This window comes from Psychrobacter sp. PG1 (genome assembly GCF_014897815.1).
Lineage (GTDB): Bacteria > Pseudomonadota > Gammaproteobacteria > Pseudomonadales > Moraxellaceae > Psychrobacter.
The window spans coordinates 73,359-91,191 of the sequence record NZ_JABUZG010000053.1 but is presented as its reverse complement, the minus strand read 5'-3'; the positions used below and the strand labels follow the sequence as shown (position 1 = coordinate 91,191).

At 43.5% G+C, this 17,833-nt stretch carries 18 protein-coding genes; 11 read left to right on the top strand and 7 right to left on the bottom strand.

Annotated elements, in window-relative coordinates; translation table 11 throughout:
* The first annotated feature begins 20 nt into the window (after positions 1 to 20).
* From INT03_RS06615 to adk, 5 genes are all read left to right on the top strand, one after another.
* The gene (locus tag INT03_RS06615; RefSeq protein ID WP_055123789.1) at positions 21 to 2,051 is read left to right on the top strand and encodes a heme lyase CcmF/NrfE family subunit; all 2,031 of its coding nucleotides are present in this window, start codon (positions 21 to 23) and stop codon (positions 2,049 to 2,051) included.
* Between the two features lies 1 nt (position 2,052).
* Positions 2,053 to 2,712, top strand: coding sequence for a DsbE family thiol:disulfide interchange protein (locus tag INT03_RS06610; RefSeq protein WP_055123790.1), 660 nt, complete (start codon positions 2,053 to 2,055; stop codon positions 2,710 to 2,712).
* Positions 2,713 to 2,777: 65 nt separating this feature from the next.
* The gene (locus tag INT03_RS06605) at positions 2,778 to 3,272 is read left to right on the top strand and encodes a cytochrome c-type biogenesis protein (protein WP_372862127.1); all 495 of its coding nucleotides are present in this window, start codon (positions 2,778 to 2,780) and stop codon (positions 3,270 to 3,272) included.
* The gene (ccmI, locus tag INT03_RS06600) at positions 3,269 to 4,549 is read left to right on the top strand and encodes a c-type cytochrome biogenesis protein CcmI (RefSeq protein ID WP_193008326.1); all 1,281 of its coding nucleotides are present in this window, start codon (positions 3,269 to 3,271) and stop codon (positions 4,547 to 4,549) included. The genes INT03_RS06605 and ccmI overlap by 4 nt, the downstream gene beginning before the upstream one ends.
* 220 nt (positions 4,550 to 4,769) lie before the next feature.
* Positions 4,770 to 5,426 carry an adenylate kinase gene (gene adk, locus INT03_RS06595; RefSeq protein WP_193008323.1) on the top strand — a complete coding sequence of 219 codons (657 nt, stop codon included), beginning with the start codon at positions 4,770 to 4,772 and terminating at the stop codon, positions 5,424 to 5,426.
* A 241-nt stretch (positions 5,427 to 5,667) separates the two neighbouring features.
* Here adk and secB read toward each other — a convergent pair whose 3' ends face one another.
* From secB to rsgA, 4 genes are all read right to left on the bottom strand, one after another.
* The gene (gene secB / locus INT03_RS06590; RefSeq protein ID WP_045446997.1) at positions 5,668 to 6,120 is read right to left on the bottom strand and encodes a protein-export chaperone SecB; all 453 of its coding nucleotides are present in this window, start codon (positions 6,118 to 6,120) and stop codon (positions 5,668 to 5,670) included.
* Between the two features lie 168 nt (positions 6,121 to 6,288).
* Positions 6,289 to 6,552 (bottom strand): glutaredoxin 3, encoded by a 264-nt coding sequence (gene grxC, locus INT03_RS06585; protein WP_045446994.1) that lies wholly within the window; start codon positions 6,550 to 6,552, stop codon positions 6,289 to 6,291.
* Between the two features lie 305 nt (positions 6,553 to 6,857).
* Entirely contained in the window at positions 6,858 to 7,313 is a 456-nt protein-coding gene (locus INT03_RS06580) for a rhodanese-like domain-containing protein (protein WP_045446990.1), read from the bottom strand.
* A gap of 173 nt (positions 7,314 to 7,486) precedes the next feature.
* Entirely contained in the window at positions 7,487 to 8,590 is a 1,104-nt protein-coding gene (gene rsgA, locus INT03_RS06575; protein WP_055123794.1) for a ribosome small subunit-dependent GTPase A, read from the bottom strand.
* A gap of 220 nt (positions 8,591 to 8,810) precedes the next feature.
* On the opposite strand from rsgA, the gene orn reads away from it, so the two are divergent.
* The gene (gene orn / locus INT03_RS06570) at positions 8,811 to 9,398 is read left to right on the top strand and encodes an oligoribonuclease (protein WP_045446983.1); all 588 of its coding nucleotides are present in this window, start codon (positions 8,811 to 8,813) and stop codon (positions 9,396 to 9,398) included.
* A 133-nt stretch (positions 9,399 to 9,531) separates the two neighbouring features.
* On the opposite strand, the gene INT03_RS06565 is transcribed toward orn, so the two are convergent.
* Complete coding sequence (locus tag INT03_RS06565; protein WP_193008321.1) at positions 9,532 to 10,386, bottom strand: UDP-2,3-diacylglucosamine diphosphatase; 855 nt, start codon at positions 10,384 to 10,386, stop codon at positions 9,532 to 9,534.
* A 115-nt stretch (positions 10,387 to 10,501) separates the two neighbouring features.
* A complete protein-coding gene (locus INT03_RS06560; protein WP_193008319.1) occupies positions 10,502 to 11,017 on the bottom strand; it encodes a peptidylprolyl isomerase in 516 nt (171 codons plus the stop codon).
* Positions 11,018 to 11,290: 273 nt separating this feature from the next.
* Here INT03_RS06560 and INT03_RS06555 point away from each other — a divergent pair, with 273 nt between their 5' ends.
* From INT03_RS06555 to INT03_RS06535, 5 genes are all read left to right on the top strand, one after another.
* Complete coding sequence (locus INT03_RS06555; RefSeq protein ID WP_193008317.1) at positions 11,291 to 13,030, top strand: glutamine--tRNA ligase/YqeY domain fusion protein; 1,740 nt, start codon at positions 11,291 to 11,293, stop codon at positions 13,028 to 13,030.
* Between the two features lie 146 nt (positions 13,031 to 13,176).
* Complete coding sequence (locus tag INT03_RS06550; RefSeq protein WP_193008315.1) at positions 13,177 to 13,938, top strand: phospholipase D family protein; 762 nt, start codon at positions 13,177 to 13,179, stop codon at positions 13,936 to 13,938.
* Between the two features lie 240 nt (positions 13,939 to 14,178).
* On the top strand, positions 14,179 to 14,817 hold the full coding sequence (locus tag INT03_RS06545; RefSeq protein ID WP_193008313.1) for a peroxiredoxin: 639 nt from the start codon (positions 14,179 to 14,181) through the stop codon (positions 14,815 to 14,817).
* Positions 14,818 to 15,051: 234 nt separating this feature from the next.
* A complete protein-coding gene (locus INT03_RS06540) occupies positions 15,052 to 15,714 on the top strand; it encodes a glutathione S-transferase family protein (protein ID WP_087815507.1) in 663 nt (220 codons plus the stop codon).
* Between the two features lie 294 nt (positions 15,715 to 16,008).
* Positions 16,009 to 16,989 (top strand): META domain-containing protein, encoded by a 981-nt coding sequence (locus INT03_RS06535; protein ID WP_193008311.1) that lies wholly within the window; start codon positions 16,009 to 16,011, stop codon positions 16,987 to 16,989.
* 129 nt (positions 16,990 to 17,118) lie between these two features.
* On the opposite strand, the gene ruvC is transcribed toward INT03_RS06535, so the two are convergent.
* Entirely contained in the window at positions 17,119 to 17,703 is a 585-nt protein-coding gene (ruvC, locus tag INT03_RS06530; protein ID WP_045446965.1) for a crossover junction endodeoxyribonuclease RuvC, read from the bottom strand.
* Positions 17,704 to 17,833 lie beyond the last annotated feature (130 nt).

The window sequence follows — 17,833 nt, the reverse complement described above, 5'->3', positions numbered from 1 at the left end:
GGTAAACAAGGTTAGACCGTATGTTAATCACAGAATTGGGTTATTTTGCCTTGCTAGCCGCCTTTATATTGGCGATTTTGCAGGTGGTATTACCAACCGTCGGTATCATGCGTGACCACGTTGCGTGGCAGCGTTTGGCACCAAGTCTGGCGTGGGCACAATTTGCTGCCATGATCACATCATTTGCCGCGCTGATGGCAGGCTTTTATTATAATGACTTCAGCCTAGTCTATGTCACTCAGCATTCTAATACGCTGTTGCCTTGGTATTATAAGCTGTCGGCAACTTGGGGTGGTCATGAGGGTTCATTGCTGCTTTGGATGACCATCATGGCTACTTGGTGTGCGCTGGTCTCTTACTTTAGCCGTGGTTTGCCACTGTCTATGCGTGCGCGAGTGTTGGTAATTTTGGCTGGCGTGCAGATGATGATGCTCGCGATGCTGATTTTTACCTCGTCGCCATTTGATCGTACATTGCCAAACTTACCTGTTGATGGTGCGGATCTAAATCCTGTGCTACAAGATTTCGGTTTGATTATCCACCCACCGATGCTGTATATGGGTTATGTGGGTTTGGTCGTGCCGTTTGCCTTTTGTATGGCGGCATTGTGGGAAGGTCGTTTAGATGCAGTGTGGACACGCTGGTCGCGTCCGTGGGCATTGGCGGCTTGGGGCTTTTTGACCGTTGGTATCGCGCTTGGCTCATGGTGGGCCTATTACGAGCTTGGCTGGGGTGGTTGGTGGTTTTGGGATCCAGTAGAGAACGCTTCATTGATGCCATGGCTGGCTGGTACTGCGCTGTTACATTCGCTTGCCGTTACAGAAAAACGTGGTGTCTTTAAAGCATGGACGATTATGCTGGCGATTTTTGCTTTCGCACTCAGTCTATTGGGCACCTTTCTCGTGCGTTCTGGCGTTATTACCTCGGTGCATTCGTTTGCCGCTGACCCAACGCGTGGTCTGGTCATTCTAGTCATTCTCGGTGTGATCATCGGCGGTGGCTTGTTGATGTTTGCGGTACGTGGTTGGCGTTTAACGGTCGAAAGTCAGTATCAACTGATCTCACGCGAGTCATTTTTAGTCATTAACAACGTTATTATTTTGATTTCGACTTTGGTCGTATTACTCGGCACGCTGTATCCTATCATTGCTGACTCCTTTAATTTAGGTCAGGTGTCTGTCGGCCCTCCTTACTTTAATGCGCTATTTGTACCGCTAACGTGGCTGATATTAGTGGCAATGGGTATGGGCTCGAACATTCGCTGGAAAAAAGACAGCCGTCCGCTATTGGGCGCTGGTATGGTCATTGCCGCCAGTAGTTTAGTGCTTGCGGCAGTTATCACGTATTTTGTGAGCCCGTCTGCGATGCTTAATATTGGCGTTACCTTGGCGGTCAGTTTTTGGGTACTGCTATGGATGGTGGTTGATTTCAAAGACAAAACCAAAAACGCACCCAATTTTGTTAAAGGGTTACGCCAGTTACGTCTGAGCTATTGGGGTCAACAGACTGCTCATATTGGTGTCATTATTGCCGTCATCGGCGTCGCATTTACCAGTACGTTAAGTATTGAACGTGATGTCGCGCTTGGACCAAACGATAGTGTTCATGTCCAAGGCTATGACTTTACCGTTAAAGGCTTTCGTGAAGTCAAAGGCAGTAACTTTGATGCCACCCAAGCTGAGGTTGAAATCAGCAAAGATGGCCGTGCTGTGACTACTCTGTATCCTGAAAAACGTAATTACATCATTAGTATGATGCCAGTCACAGAAGCCGCGATTGATGCTAGCCTCATGCGTGATGTTTACGTGGCACTGGGCGAACCTATCGCCGAAGATAGCAATGAATGGGCAGTACGTATTTATGTGAAACCGCTTATCCGCTGGATATGGCTAGGCGCTCTGATTATGGCGTTTGGTGCAGTATTGAGTATTCTTGATCATCGGTATCGTATTAAGAAAACCAAGACACCTGCACAAATTGCGGCGAATAAAGCAGGCTTTACCACTGTCGCCGATTTGGATGCGTCAGCATTAAAGACAGGGGATAATTAATATGAGCACATCAAAGCAATCCCCTGATCAAAATGCAAAGCAAGATAAGGTAGGTGGCACGAAAACCATGAACAAAAAGCAACTTAAGCTATGGTTTTTGATTCCACTGATCGTTTTCATTGGCTTAATCATCATGCTATATCTGCGTTTGGGTAAGCCGACGGATATTGTTACCAATACGGCACTTGAGCGCCCAGTGCCCGCTTTTGAGCTGCCTTTATTATCAGATACCAGTCGTATCATGACCAATGAGAATCTGCCTGATAAGCCCTTTTTGATGAACATTTGGGGCTCTTGGTGCCCAACTTGTATTATTGAGCATCCTTTTCTTATGCAACTAGAGGAGCGCGGTGTCAATCTGGTCGGGGTCAACTATAAAGATGATATTGGTGATGCCCTAGGCTACTTAAACCGAGGTGGCGATCCGTTCTCGATGTCCATTCAGGATTTATCTGGTCAGTTTGCTTTGGACTTAGGTTTGACGGGTGCACCTGAGACTTTCGTAGTCGATGGTAATGGTATTATTCGTCAGCACATCATTGGTGAGATCAATGAAAGCAACTGGCAAAGCCGTATCACGCCCTGCTTGATGGTGCTCAATGAAGCCAATAATAACAACGTCAGTCCAGATCCGACTCAGGTTGCGGAGGCGTGTAAATGATAGCCAATAAAATAACAGCCGTTACGTTAAAAGTCGCGAGCCTATTAATAGCTTGTCTAATAAGTATGGCAAGCTATGCTGCTATTGAGGTCTATGACTTTGATTCTGTGCAGCAAGAAGCCCAATATCGTGGTCTCATCGAAGAGCTGCGTTGCCCTAAATGTCAAAACCAAAATCTTGCAGGATCGGATGCGCCCATTGCCCAAGATCTAAAGCAAAAAACCTATGATTTGATAAAAGATGGTCGTAGTGATGGCGAGATTCGTGCTTATATGCAGGAACGTTATGGCGATTTCATCACTTATAAGCCGCCTGTCCGGCCATCAACGTGGATTTTGTGGTTTTTTCCGCCACTATTACTCATCAGTTTACTCATAGGCTGGTTCTGGCAAAGCAAACGACGTCAGCTTGTCGCTAGTGGTGAAAGCGGGGTAACGGTCAATAGTACGGCTGCTGCTCTATCTGCTGCTGAAAAAGCCGAGATTGATCGTCTGTTATCACGTGCTTCGAGCGATGACAAAAACGACCATGATATTACAAGCCTCAAGGACAAAAAATGACCATATTCTCTACTGTGGGCTTATTTATTGCTCTAAGCTTACTCATCGCCCTAATACTCGCTGTTATTACTATCATGCCTTGGCTGCGAGCATCACGCTCGCCAGAAAAGCCTATGGACAATCAGCTGTTGGATATCAACGTTGCTGTGTTCCGTGAGCGTCTAGCAGAACTAAAAACAGATAAAGACAATGGCACTATCGATGACAGCCATTACCAGAACCAAAAACTGGAGCTTGAACGCCAGTTATTGGATGCTCAGCGTGAAGTCACACCGATGGTCGCGCCTGGCATCAAAAGCCGATTGATTATTACTGTCTGGGTGCCAGTCCTCGCGGCGATGGCGTATTTGATGGTCGGCGATCGTACGCCTGTGTTCGAGCTTTGGGCAGCTGAAGACAAAGTCGGTCAAGTGGCTGATGACTTATTAACGGGTAAGATTGATCAGCCGCCTGCTTGGGCGATTGAAGATGGTCAACAGCTGATTAGTGCCATGCAAACCAATGTCTATCGTCACGCTGATGATCCAGATCGCTGGATGCGTTTATCAGAATTATTCTTATCATTAGAAGCCACTGACTCCGCAATTGAAGCCTTATCGCGTGCTTATCGTTTGTCACCAGACAATGAAGAGATTGCAACCACTTATGCACAGATTAGCTTCTTTGCCAATAAAGGCCAATTAGACGCTAATAGTCGCCGAGTGCTACAAGACGTGTTGGCTAAAAATCCAGAGCATGAGGGCGCGCAAATGCTCATGGCAATGGGTGAGGCACGGAGTAGTAATTTTGATCAAGCACAAGGCTGGATTAAGCGTCTACGTGACAGTATTGCGGCTAAACCTGGTGATCATACCAAAGCATTGGCGAGTTTAGATGAGCTAAGTGCTAATGTCACCGCTCAGCAACAGCAAGCCTCTGAAGGTGTTGAAGTGACTGTTACGATTAATGCTAGCCTGCTGCCGTTAGTTAAAGCCGACGATGTGTTATTTGTCGCCATACGTGATGTCAATGGTGGACCACCATTTGCTGCCAAACGTTTGCCGATCAGTGTTATCAAGCAAGGTGAAGCCAGCATTAGCCTAAGCGATTTGGATGCCATGATGCCTGAACGTACTTTGAAATCGGCGAGAGCGGATAAAGTTCAGTTGGCTGTCATCGCTCGTATCAGCCATAGTGGTACTGCCAGTGCAGAGTCAGGGGATTTGTCAGGTAATCCTGTGGTAATTAGTGCGGAACAAAATCAGGTCAATGTTGAAATTAATCAACAAATTCCATAGTATTTATATCTGTTGTTGTCAGCACCTCTGACGTAAGCGCTGTTGTCCGATACAGCAGCGCGCAACAGCATTATATGAACAGATAAGTCATGACAACTTATCACTGCAAATAATGAAAATACTTGAGCTTTGCCAAGCCACAAGGTAAGGTAGCTTGGCAAACAACCAATCCCTGAGTTTTATTAGTCCCAAAATCCTATCTATTAAGGAGAATCGTGTAATGATGCGTATTATTTTGCTAGGTCCACCAGGCGCCGGTAAAGGTACCCAAGCCCAGTTTATTTCTAAAGAATATGATATCCCGCAGATCTCAACTGGCGATATGCTGCGTGCAGCAATCAAAGAAGGCAGCGAGCTTGGCAAAAAAGCCAAAGACATCATGAATGCTGGTGGTTTGGTTTCTGATGACCTCATTATTAACCTAGTGAAAGAACGTATCGCTAAGCCTGATTGTGCCAATGGTTGTATTTTGGATGGTTTTCCGCGTACGATTCCACAGGCTCAAGCACTTGCAGATGCTGACGTTGCTATCGATCATGTAATCGAAATTAGCGTGCCAGATGACGAGATTGTCAAGCGCTTATCTGGTCGTCGCCAACATCCTGGTTCAGGTCGCGTTTATCACGTTGATCACAATCCACCCAAGGTCGATGGTATCGACGATGTGACAGGTGAAGCGCTAATCCAGCGTGAAGATGATAAAGAATCTACCATTCGTGATCGTCTAGCGACTTATCATGAGCAAACATCAGCGCTTGTTGGTTTTTATCAAGACAAGGCCAAAGAAGGTGCCGATGCCCCTAATTATGATAAGTTTGATGGCACGCAAGGCATCGATGAGGTTAAGCAACAAATTTTATCAGCGTTAAAAGGTTGATCATCGATTTTGAATAATTGATGATGAGATTGAAGACCCTGTTTGTTAGCAGGGTTTTTTTATGTCTGATGGTTTTAACTGTCTGTCTCACAATATTACTCAGTAGAACTCTCATTGCTCAACGATTCTTTTGAGTAAGCGCTTAAACAGCATCCACAAAAAAGCCGCTCACTCGTGATGAGTAAACGGCTTTTTTATCAAAATATACTGTGAATAAAGCTAGCAAATTTTTGCTTAAAACTTATGCATTACCTTCAGCATCAACTTGTGCTTGTTGCTGGCTTTGTGCGTAAGCTTGGTCAAAGTTGACAGGGGCTAGCAATAACTGCGGGAAGCTACCACGCGTTACGATGTCGCTGATGACTTCACGAGCATACGGGAACAAAACGTTCGGGCAGTATGCACCTAAGATTTGACCGATTTGGTCTTCTGGAATATCTTTTAATAAGAAGATACCCGCTTGATGCACTTCAGCGATAAATGCCGCTTCTTCCGCATTTTTTGCTGTAACGCTCACCGTTAAAATGACTTGATAATGATCATCATCCAGTTTTTCAGCGTTGCTAGACAAATTGATATCAAGCTCTGGGTTCCACTCTTTGGTGAACACACTAGCGCCTGGGACTTCAAGTGACATGTCTTTTACGTAGATACGCTCTAGCGCTAATTGTGGTTGTGCTTGTTCTTCAGCCATGATAAATCCTCTAAAAGTTATTCAAATAGTTGGACAAACTGTCATTTTAATAAAAGTTCATTGTAATGTAAATCGAGACAAAATCTGGATGTTTTTATTACTCTCTTTTATCTTTGCCGCTGTCTATCATTGCACAGGCAAAGACAGACAGCAACGAAAAGTAGCAGATTAACCTGCTAATAGCTCGTCAAGTTTGCCTTGTTGGTTCATTTGATTGAGTTCATCAAAACCACCGACAAAGGTCTCACCGACGAAAATCTGTGGCACAGTGCGATAGTTATTGGTTTTTTTCATTAATTCTTGACGCTCTTCGCGGCTCATATCGTGCATGCCAATTTCTTCGTAGTCAACGCCTTTAGTTTTTAAGAGTTGTTTGGCGTTTGAGCAATATGGGCAGATAGGGGTGGTGTAAACTTTAACAGCGACAGTCATGGTAAATCCTTATTTATAAGTTTAGAAGGTAATCGTTTTATTATAAATAATTATTTGATAAAAATTCTTATAATCCGTTACCAGCAAGTAAATTGAAGATAGATTCGGTAATGCTCGTTATTAAAGTGGGGATGAACAGAGCAAATTCAAGATGCTTGAGTATAAAAGCTCTGACGGTAGCACAAATGCCACAAACAAAAAAACACCTATCGATAAGGTGTCTTTTTTATTTATAAATATTCAACGCCCCTCAATCATATATCAATTGATACGGGCTAAATATTTTTAAACATCAGTATAGCGGACTACTTATGTAGACTTGGTTTGGCTTTGCCTTTATTTTTAGGCTTTGCGTCTTTTAAACCAACTAATGGCATGCCCGCTGCTTGCCAGCCGCCGATACCACCTTCTAAGCGATAGACACTGTCCTTGCCGATCATCTGAATAGCCGCGCCTGCTTGCACACCCATATCACAAATGATAATCACTGGCTGCTCAATTGCACGGATTTCTTCTAAGCGGTCTTTGAGCTCGGTGAACGGTATGTTACGGCTGCCTTGAATGTAACCGGTCTCAAACTTCTTTTTGGCACGAATATCGATTAGCTGCGCGTTTTGCGAGTTAACCATCATACCTAAGGTATTGGGCGATATTTTTCTGCCACTACGTTTGTTTTCAATCGTAAAAAATAGCACGGCAAGTACGGCTAATATACCAAATAAAAACGGGTGGTTGCCCACAAATTCCAGCGCACGATCCAAACCATACCTCCAAAAAAATAAGTGTTCGGTTAAGCTGAGAAGACAGCCTAACGATATTGAACAAGGCGCTATTATACCGATTAGACCATCCATAGTAAACGGGCGATGGTCAACCAAGCGATTAACGAGCTATAAGGCGGATACTAATACTGCCAATATTAATACTGCCCGTATTAATAGGGCTTAGTATCAGCCTCTTCTCTTAAAGTCACGAGGTTTTCCACACGGCGCTGCAATACCACGCCGTCAGCAACCGCTTGCCATAGTGCGCAGCCTTTGCTGTTGTGAGTATGACGACAATCACGGAACTGACAGTTGCCAGATAAGGGTGCAAGTTCCACAAATCCTGAAATGATATCATCGGGTGTGAGATGCCAAATGCCGTACTCGCGGATACCTGGCGTATCGACGATACCGCCTTGGGTCAAGTCGGCTGGATTAAATGGTAATAAGCGACTGGTGGTGGTGGTGTGTTGACCAAGTTTTGAGTTATCAGAGATGATATTGACGCTTTGTGCCGATTCAGGTAGTAGTGCATTGATTAAACTGCTTTTACCGACACCAGATTGTCCCGCAAAAATAACCAGTTTTTTATCGATATAACGTTTTAATTCATCCAGCCCTTCTTGCTCATCGCTATCCGCGACGTTTTCAGGGCAATCGACTGAGGTCAAGACGCTCTCATAACCGAGAGAAGCATATTGTGCCAATAATTCTTTGGTATCGACGCCGTTTTCTTCTGCCAATAAATCGGCTTTATTAAGCACCAACAGCGGCTTTACGCCAGCATGATGACAGACGACCAAATAACGATCGATGAGGGTTGGCGCGGCAGCAGGTAGCGGCGCAAATACAATCGCTAAAATATCGACATTGGCGGCGACAGGTTTAAGTTTATGATAACGATCAGGACGCGAGACCAGAGAGGTACGCGGCTTGACCGATTCAATACGTCCAAAGCCCGTGTTAGGATCGGCACTCCAGCGTACTTGGTCGCCAGCAGCTAGCATCGGTAAGTTGGTACGCACATGACAACGCCAAATATCGCCTAATGCCAGCTCTTGCCAAAACGGCTCAGGATCATCGGGTGCAATCTCCGGTTGCACGGGTATCACCGCAGGCAAGCTGGTCACTTGTACTTCCAACTGCTTGCCATAATGCGCCATGACCACGCCATCCATCAAACTGTCATCGATGCTGTCTTGACTTGCCAGCTGTTGTTTGTCGATGCGACGAATCTGTTGCTTAGTCAGTTTGCGTTGCCGAATTAATGCCATGGGTTTTGAACCTATTAAAAAAATATTGCTAAGTGTAGCGTGAAAGTTTGATAACATACAGCCTAAAGCGCCTGCTGCAGACAGAGATTTTGTAACGTTTTAAGGGTTATAAATCAGTAGATGCAACGTTTTGCTACTTAGCGATGAACATTAACAGGCGATTTATCTAATTAATATTGCTCCAAAGTTGTTCTAAACTTTATTGACCATAGGATATTTTATGAGTACCGGTGACCACCCCAACAAGATTAAAATCAGAAACCAAGGCAAAAAAGGGCTGGTATGGATTGACCTAGAAATGACCGGACTGGATACCTTGAATGACGAGATTATCGAGATTGCTACCGTTGTCACTGATGAAGATTTAAATGTCCTTGCCGAAGGGCCAGTGTTCGCTATAAAAGTATCGGATCAAACGTTAAATAAAATGGATGATTGGAATACCAAGCAGCATGGTCAGTCAGGATTGGTCGACCGTGTCCGCCGTAGTACCGTGACATTGGCAGAGGCTGAAGCTGAGACGATTAAGTTTCTCAATAAATGGGTCGATAGTGGTAAGTCGCCAATGTGCGGCAATTCCATCTGTCAAGATCGCCGCTTTATGGCGCGTCAAATGCCGGAATTAGAAAAATTCTTCCATTATCGCAATCTGGATGTCTCGTCAATTAAAGAGCTTTGCTTCCGCTGGCGTCCTGATATTCTCAGAAACTTTGAAAAAGGTGGCAGTCACCTAGCGTTAGATGACATCCGTGATTCTATTCGTGAATTAAAGCATTATCGCCAGCATTTCTTTAAATTAATACCGTAAAGTAAGAGTTGAGCGATCAATAGTTTGACACTTAAATTCGTGTCAATCATGCAGTGTCATTTATAGTAAAAAAGGTCTGTTGAATTATCAACAGACCTTTTTTATTGTTCAGAGGCGCTCAAAAAAAATGATATTAAATGAGCGATTTAAATTCAATCAATCTAAATTCAGCAGCATTACTATTAAAACTGTCATTTGATTGCTCGTCGCCTGTCACTGCACCAATCACCGCACTTACTTTTGGCTGGCGAATATTGCTATCGAGCAATCGCCAGTCGCCGAGCACGTAGCGTTTTTTATCAGTGGTAGCCTGATGAATAGCTGGACGATGGGTATGTCCATGCAATAAAGCATCGCTATCGCTGATGGCTTGATGCACGGCTTCATCGTTCACATCCATGATATGCGCCGCTTTATTGGCGTTGTTCTGCTGGCTTCTTTTACGCATTTTATCTGCGATAGCCAAGCGTTTTTCTAGTGGTTTATTGAGCAAATACCATTGGGTTAACCGATTACGCATGATTTTGCGAAAAAACTGATATTTTTTATCATCAGTACACAAAGCATCACCGTGCTCTAGACGATAATTTTGCTGACCGACAGTCAAAGTATACGGCTCGTAAATAAGCTCGCCACCAAATAGATTGCAGAATGGCTGACCTAACAAAAAATCACGGTTGCCATGCATGACCAAAATCTCGCAGCCAGCTACCCGTAGTCTTTTTAATTTGACGATAAGCGGAGTGAGCCAATGACTTTGTCGTTCCTCGTCGGATAAAGACAAATAAAAATCATCACCGAGCCAAACTTCAAACCAATCACCTAAGATAAATAAGCGCTTGAGCACAGGCAAAGCAAGGCAATCATCAAGCAGCGCCAAAAAAGCCTGCACTAAGGCAGGCTCTTCAGGCGATAAATGCAAATCGCTAATCAATACTTGCCGCACCTCATGAGGGCTGGTGGTAATTAGGTGCTCAAAACTTTGCATTTATCTTTATCCTCGTAATTTTAAACAGTAACGACTCATAAGCTTTTACAGACTCATCGCTACTGAGTAATAACTATTGAAGAATGATTAATGAGAAACCGTTATTTAGTAGCAGTTACTTAGTGATAATAGTCGCTGATTTGATAACCACTGGCTCTTTTGGCACATCAGCATGCATGCCGAAACGACCAGTAGGTACGCCGCGCATTTTTTCGATGACATCCATACCGCTGGTTACTTTACCAAATACGGTGTAGCCCCAACCTTGCATGTTTTTGCCAGAATGGTTTAAGAAGTCGTTGTCTTTTACGTTAACGAAAAACTGGCTGGTTGCTGAATGCGGATCTTGCGTACGCGCCATCGCAATCGTACCAGCATCGTTTTTTAGACCGTTGTCTGCTTCGTTTTCAACTGGAGCATTGGTCGCTTTTTCATTCATTTCAGCGTCCATTCCGCCGCCTTGAATCATAAAGCCGTCAATGATGCGATGGAAAATCGTACCGTCATAATGACCAGATTTTACATAGTTTAAAAAGTTTTCTACTGTCTTTGGTGCTTTTTCTTCATTGAGTTCGATAACGATCGCACCCATATTGGTGTCTAGTTCTACTACTGGTGGCATGTCTACCATGTGATATTCCTCTTTGATTGCAGCGCCTAAAATGACGCTGTTAAGTGGTGGCTAAAAAGTTGGTGGTTAAAAAGTTATGGCTAGTCTAACGGCTTTTTTATCTCGTGTCATGTATCAGGCTGTTAATGCGTTCGCAAAAGCTGATAGAATAACGCAACTTTAGCTTTTTATTATCATTTTTAATAACTTGTTTTTAATGATTTGGTTTGAATTTTCCATGCTGCGTGATGGCACGTAGCATGAACTGACAATTTGCGTTAGGAGCAATGCCCGATGAGTGAGCACTCAAGCAACAATGCACAAAAAGACGAACAAAAAAACGATTTTATTCGCAATATCATTCGTGACGATGTCAAGGCGCAAAAATACCCACAAATCGTGACGCGCTTTCCGCCAGAGCCAAACGGCTACTTGCACTTGGGGCATGTAAAATCTATCTGCCTAAACTTTGGCGTGGCCGAAGAGTTTGGTGGTGTTTGTAACCTGCGTTTTGATGACACTAACCCTACCGCAGAAAAACAAGATTTCATCGACAACATCGAGAACGATGTGAAATGGCTTGGATTTGAGTGGGCAGGAGAGGCGCACCATGCGTCAGGCTACTTTGACCAGTTGTATGCGTGGGCTTTGCAGTTGATTAAACAGGGTGATGCTTATGTAGACTTGCAGTCACCTGAGCAAATTAAAGAAAACCGAGGCTCATTCAATGAGGCAGGCACAGCGTCACCACATCGTTCTGCCAGTGTTGAAGAAAACTTGAGCCTCTTTAATGACATGAAAGAAGGCAAATATACTGAAGGCAAAGCCGTGTTGCGCGCCAAGATTGATATGGCAAGCCCAAACATGAATATGCGTGACCCTGTCATCTATCGCGTCATGCATCAAGCGCATCACCAAACGGGTGATAAATGGTGTATCTATCCGATGTATGATTTTGCCCACCCGCTCTCTGATGCACTCGAAGGCATTACCCATTCATTGTGTACGCTGGAATTTGAAGATCATCGTCCATTTTATGATTGGGTCATTGACAAAATTGGCTTTGATGTACCACCGCACCAGTATGAATTTAGCCGCTTAAATGTCGATCATACCTTGACCAGCAAGCGTAAGCTTAAACAGTTGGTTGACGAAAATATCGTTAGTGGTTGGGATGATCCGCGTATGCCGACGATCGCTGGCATGCGTCGCCGTGGTTACACACCAGAGGGTTTACGTGATTTCTGTGAGCGTGTTGGTGTAACCAAAGTAGACAGCGTCGTTGACTTTCGCTTATTAGAATTTAGTATTCGCCAATCATTAGAGACGACCACAGGTCGTGGTATGGCAGTGCTTAAGCCATTAAAAGTGATCATTACCAACTTTGCCGAAGCGGTCAGCAGTTGGGAATCGCAAAAAGCGGACAGCGTCAACGCTCGCTTTGATGATGCTTCGCAAACCTTATGGCTCACGCAGCCAAAACATCCTAATGTCGACATGGGTGAGCGTGAGATTCCATTCACTGAGACTCTCTATATCGATCAAGGCGATTACGAAATTGAGCCGCCAGCAGGTTATAAGCGTCTATCACCAGAAAAGCCAGAAATTCGTCTGCGTAACACCTATGTGTTGGCAGTGACCGAACATGTACTAGATGACGCAGGTAATGTCGTTGAACTAAAAGCGACGATTGATCCGGCGACTTTGGGTCAAAATCCTGAAGGTCGTAAGGTTAAAGGCGTGATTCATTGGGTATCAGCTAGCCAAGGCATCCCAGCAACGGTGCGCATGTATGAGCAGTTATTTAGTGTCGAAGACCCAAGTGGCGTCGCTGACGTCCATCAAGCATTAAATCCTGACTCGTTGACTGAACTCAATGCTGTAGTTGAACCGTCATTGGCAAATGCGGATGCTGGCACACGCTTCCAGTTTGAGCGTGAAGGTTACTTTATCTCTGATAGCGAAGACCACAGCACTGATAAACCGATATTCAACCAAATCGTGAGCTTGCGTGACAGCTATAAGCCAGCTTAATGTAACACTATCAGCGGCATTAGTATTTATCTGAAAAATTACTGAACAATAGTGGTTTTCAAGCTTGCCCATTTCTAGTACGCTAGGGATGGGCTTTTTTGTGCATGATTATAAAGGGATTGATCGTAAGATTTGAGGAAATAATAATGGCAAAATTTTTAAACAGTAGTGGCACGACTTACCATTTAGAAGAATTGATTAAAAATGCGTCTGATAGGTTGATTATCATCAGTCCCTATCTAAAGCTGAATGAGCGTATTAAAGAGTTGCTAGAAGATCGTAATCGTCTCAAAATTGATATTAGAATCGTTTATGGCAAGAATGATTTACACCCAGAAGAGATAAACTGGCTTAAAAACCTGACCTTTATTCGTACCAGCTTTTGCAAAAATTTGCATGCGAAGTGCTACCTCAATGAAAACGAATGCATCATTACCAGTTTGAACCTTTATGAATTTAGCCAAGTCAATAATAATGAAATGGGCGTGCTGATTTATCGTAATGAAGATGCCAAACTATATGCCGATACTTATGAGGAGGCACAGCGCATTATTCGTATCAGCGATGAAGTGCGCATGTCGCTTGAAAAAGTGACTGAATCTGATGGTAGGACTGATAATACTGCTACTGCCAGTCATACAATGCCCAGCAATAATGCTAAGACAACGGTCGCACCTACTGCTACAGAAGCGGCAACGCCTAATTACTCTAAATTAACGACGGCGAAGCTTGCCAAAGAGTTGGGTTTTAAGACACAAGAGTTAAATGATAAGTTGCTTGCAGCGGGATATTTACAAGAGCAAGAAGGTGAACTTACACTAACAGATGCTGGGCGTGCAGCAGGTGGTACTAGTAAAAAAGGTAAATTCGGTGATTTTTGTTTATGGGATTCTGGAATGGTGATTTGATTCATTCGCTAAGTGTATGCTAAGTTACCTAGTAATAAACAGAATAACCGCATTACAATCCTTCACAAGACAGTCATAACCAGTTTGCTAAGATAAAATAGAATTTTTGCTGACGTGCTTTGAGTTATTGTGTAATATCTGACAGGGCACATTGATAATAAGAAGTACGTTGATAATAATAGAGCACGTGAATATCTTTGGATATTAGTGCTCATCACTAACATAGCTAAGGAATTAAGCATGGCACATTTACGTTTAGGCGATACCGCACCGAATTTTGACGCTGCAACCACAGAGGGTAATATCAATTTTCACGAGTGGGCAGGCGATAATTGGGTCGTTTTTTTCTCCCATCCAGCTGATTTTACGCCAGTATGTACTACTGAGCTTGGTCGTGCTGCGGCACTGAATGGCGAATTTCAAAAGCGTGGTGTCAAGCCAATCTGTATCTCTGTTGATGGTATCGATGACCATCATGCGTGGGCAAAAGATATTGGTGAGACTCAAGGTACTGAGCTAAATTTTCCAATCATTGCTGATCCGAACAAAGAAGTCGCTGAGCTATACGACATGATGCATCCAAATGCAGATAGCACGCATACGGTACGCAGTGTCTTCATTATTGATCCAAATAAAAAAATCCGCTTAACGCTGACTTATCCTGCAAGCTGTGGTCGTAATTTTGATGAGATTATCCGTGTCATTGATGCTTTGCAACTGTCTGATGAATATAACATTGCGACGCCAGTTGACTGGAAAGACGGTGATGATGTCATCATTCCACCAAGTGTCAAAAACGAAGATATTACGGCTAAATACCCTAAAGGTTATACAGAAATTAAGCCTTATTTACGTACCACGCCTGCACCAAATAAATAAGTAGCATGATTGGATGAATGAAATGAAGCCTCATGACGTAACGTTGTGGGGCTTTTTGTTGTTTAGTCTCTGATCAAAAAAGCAAGCCTAATAAGGCTTTGCTATGATGAGCAGAGTAGGATATAACTGTTGTATAAAGGATGGCCAGTCTTTATCTATCATCAACAGCGTAATAACCATAATAAAACCAGATAGCGTTGAGTCGCTTTTGTCCAATCTTACAAGGAGTTTGCTATGAAAAAACTATACGTCACCCGTACTGCACCCAATCCACGTAAAGCCCTTATTTTGTTAGCATCAAAAGGTATCGATGTCGATGATATGGATGATGTGGACGTGATTGACATTGATTTTGCTGCCAATGAGCAAATGTCAGACGAGTTCACCAAAATAAATCCAATGCAGACCGTGCCAGTTCTAACACTAGGTGATGGCACGGTACTCAATGATTCGCAGGCTGTATGTGAGTATCTCGACCGTGTCTATGGTGAGCGCTCGGTGATGGGGAATGATGTGATACAACGTGCGCAAGTGTGCGCTATGCGCCGCATTGCTGAGTTTGAGGTATTATATAACTTTATGCTGGCTTTCCAGCACAGCCATCCGTCCAAAGCCCAACGCGTTGAGCAAGTCCCAGAGTTTGTCGCGCCATCTGTTGCACGAGCTGTTAAAGCCCTTGCTTATTTTGAAAATATTTTAGAAGGTCGTGAGTATTTGGTCGGTGAACAATTAAGCTTTGCTGATATCGTCCTATATCTCGGTTTGGATTTTGGTAAAGTCCTTAACGTAAATCCGAATGAGCAGGGCGAAAATCTTGCGCGTTTTTATCAAATGATGAATGAGCGTTTCAGTATTAAAAATATGGCAAAAGCCAAAATTGCTCATACAAACGAGTAAGACTAGCGCGAAAAATTAAAAAGGTGACATCATTGATGGTCTTGAATAATTGAGGAAATTTTCGATTATCTGAGACCATTGATTTTTTGTAGTACTTTTAAATATTAAAATAGCAGTTACGATGAATCCATAAAAATAAACACTTTGTTACAACCATGGTAATCAACGGCGCTATAGTGGTGAATTGTGACGCTTTAATTAAGTGGATATCATCAGCCCCTTATTGTTAAATATTTAACCTGATTTTTTAAATACTTTGACTTAAAAAAGGGATAACCACAAGGTATGACTGCTATGACCTCATCTGTTAAAAAACGGCCAATTCGATTCACTTTACTACCAAGTTTGTTGGCACTAAGTGTTTTTTTAAGTGCCTGCCAAGATGCCTCTTTACCCAATGAAAGTGACGTACAAGAAGGCACTCAGACAAGCGCTGATGCAATAAATGATGATGGCATAGATATGAATGCTGATGCAGTAACGGATGAGACTCAGATGGATAAGATGAGCGATGAAGAGAAAATGATTGCCAATCTTTCACGTTATCGTTGGACATTGATGTCTGTAACGGATAAAGGCGCACAGCCATTAAACATGCTGACGGATATTAAAGACCAAGTGCGCTTGTCTTTTAATCAATACCAAGGTGAGAATACGTTAAGTTATAGCGTTGGCTGTAATACCATGAGCGCCGGCTACCAATTGCAAGGTCATACTTTGACTATTGAAGAGGGTATGAGTACGAAAATGTCTTGTGGCGAGCTTGATAAGGCTGAAAATAGTTTAAATCAGCTGATGCAAGGTGAAAGCCAGTTAACATTAATGAAAGCTAACAGTACCAAAGATGGCGACGCTAAAGACAATAACTCTCAGGATGATAGTCTCAAGAGTGATAAGCCAATATTAACCCAAGTTACTAGTGTCGGAGCAACGTTGATTTGGGAAGGTAGGCTTACCTCACAAGCCAAGTATAATAGTAAAGGTGAGACCGTATTTTGGGCAGTAAGCTCGAAAATGATACCTTGCACCGATAATGGCTCTGAGATGTGTCTACAAGTGAAACCCATTACCTATGATGACCAAGGTATTAAAACGAGCGAAGGTAAGTGGGCAGTCTTTACGGGTGAAATCGATGGTTATCAGCATGATGGCATGCATGATGAAGTATTACGTCTGCAGCGTTACCCATTAGACAGTGACGATAGCAATAGTATAGAAGGCGAAGAATATGCTTATGTGTTGGATGCAGTGATTGAAAGTGCCGTCGCAGAGTAGTCGGTTTAAGCCGTTGCATTTTTATAGTAAAGCGATTTTATAGCAAAACGATAGTGTAAATAACTTAGACAGTTCGAAAAACACGCGGCATTCGAACGCGTGTTTTTTATGCTTGTGTTATAAGCGTTCTTAACGCAAGTTCCCCAGATCTTCTTCTGTTAAACGCCAGCGACCTTTTTTCTTAGACGCACCGCGCCCACGCATGGCACTGTTTAATATTAATTTATTCATGGAATGGCTTGAATGCGCATGACAGATGGCGCAGGCAAGACCATCGGCGGCATCTTGTTGCGGCACGACATCCAAAGATAGTATACGGCAGACCATCTCTTGCACTTGCTCTTTTGCCGCTGCGCCATAACCGCAAACGGCTTGCTTAATCTGGCGCGCGGTATATTCCGATACTTCTAAATCTAGAGCAACCATGGCGGCAATAGCAGCACCTCGCGCTTGCCCAAGTTTCAACGCTGAGTCAGGGTTTTCTGCCATAAACACTTGCTCAATAGCCGTATAGATAGGCTCATCAGCATATTTCAAATGATGCTGTGTGATGCGCGTTAAGCCATTAAAGATGCGCTTTAGACGTTCAGGCATCTCTTTGGTGTCGGTACGTATGGTACCTGCATCGATATAGGTGAGTTTGTCGCCCGTCTGTTGGACGATGCCATAACCGGTCATGCGCGAACCAGGATCAATTCCAATAATAATTGCCATAATATTCCATCTTGCTTACATTTTATTTTCAATCCTATATAAGTTGGATACGGTGTCAGACTCGCTCAGCCTACTACTCGTAGTGCTTTTGCTCATCTTCCTTGTATCCAAATTATATTGTACCGACTAT

Excerpts from the sequence above, each read along its gene's own strand:
- INT03_RS06615 (WP_055123789.1), top strand. The coding sequence starts at position 21 with ATGTTAATCACAGAATTGGGTTATTTTGCCTTGCTAGCCGCCTTTATA.
- INT03_RS06610 (WP_055123790.1), top strand. The coding sequence starts at position 2,053 with ATGAGCACATCAAAGCAATCCCCTGATCAAAATGCAAAGCAAGATAAG.
- INT03_RS06605 (WP_372862127.1), top strand. The coding sequence starts at position 2,778 with ATGGCAAGCTATGCTGCTATTGAGGTCTATGACTTTGATTCTGTGCAG.
- ccmI (WP_193008326.1), top strand. The coding sequence starts at position 3,269 with ATGACCATATTCTCTACTGTGGGCTTATTTATTGCTCTAAGCTTACTC.
- adk (WP_193008323.1), top strand. The coding sequence starts at position 4,770 with ATGATGCGTATTATTTTGCTAGGTCCACCAGGCGCCGGTAAAGGTACC.
- secB (WP_045446997.1), bottom strand. The coding sequence starts at position 6,120 with ATGGCTGAAGAACAAGCACAACCACAATTAGCGCTAGAGCGTATCTAC.
- grxC (WP_045446994.1), bottom strand. The coding sequence starts at position 6,552 with ATGACTGTCGCTGTTAAAGTTTACACCACCCCTATCTGCCCATATTGC.
- rsgA (WP_055123794.1), bottom strand. The coding sequence starts at position 8,590 with ATGGCATTAATTCGGCAACGCAAACTGACTAAGCAACAGATTCGTCGC.
- orn (WP_045446983.1), top strand. The coding sequence starts at position 8,811 with ATGAGTACCGGTGACCACCCCAACAAGATTAAAATCAGAAACCAAGGC.
- INT03_RS06565 (WP_193008321.1), bottom strand. The coding sequence starts at position 10,386 with ATGCAAAGTTTTGAGCACCTAATTACCACCAGCCCTCATGAGGTGCGG.
- INT03_RS06560 (WP_193008319.1), bottom strand. The coding sequence starts at position 11,017 with ATGGTAGACATGCCACCAGTAGTAGAACTAGACACCAATATGGGTGCG.
- INT03_RS06555 (WP_193008317.1), top strand. The coding sequence starts at position 11,291 with ATGAGTGAGCACTCAAGCAACAATGCACAAAAAGACGAACAAAAAAAC.
- INT03_RS06550 (WP_193008315.1), top strand. The coding sequence starts at position 13,177 with ATGGCAAAATTTTTAAACAGTAGTGGCACGACTTACCATTTAGAAGAA.
- INT03_RS06545 (WP_193008313.1), top strand. The coding sequence starts at position 14,179 with ATGGCACATTTACGTTTAGGCGATACCGCACCGAATTTTGACGCTGCA.
- INT03_RS06540 (WP_087815507.1), top strand. The coding sequence starts at position 15,052 with ATGAAAAAACTATACGTCACCCGTACTGCACCCAATCCACGTAAAGCC.
- INT03_RS06535 (WP_193008311.1), top strand. The coding sequence starts at position 16,009 with ATGACCTCATCTGTTAAAAAACGGCCAATTCGATTCACTTTACTACCA.
- ruvC (WP_045446965.1), bottom strand. The coding sequence starts at position 17,703 with ATGGCAATTATTATTGGAATTGATCCTGGTTCGCGCATGACCGGTTAT.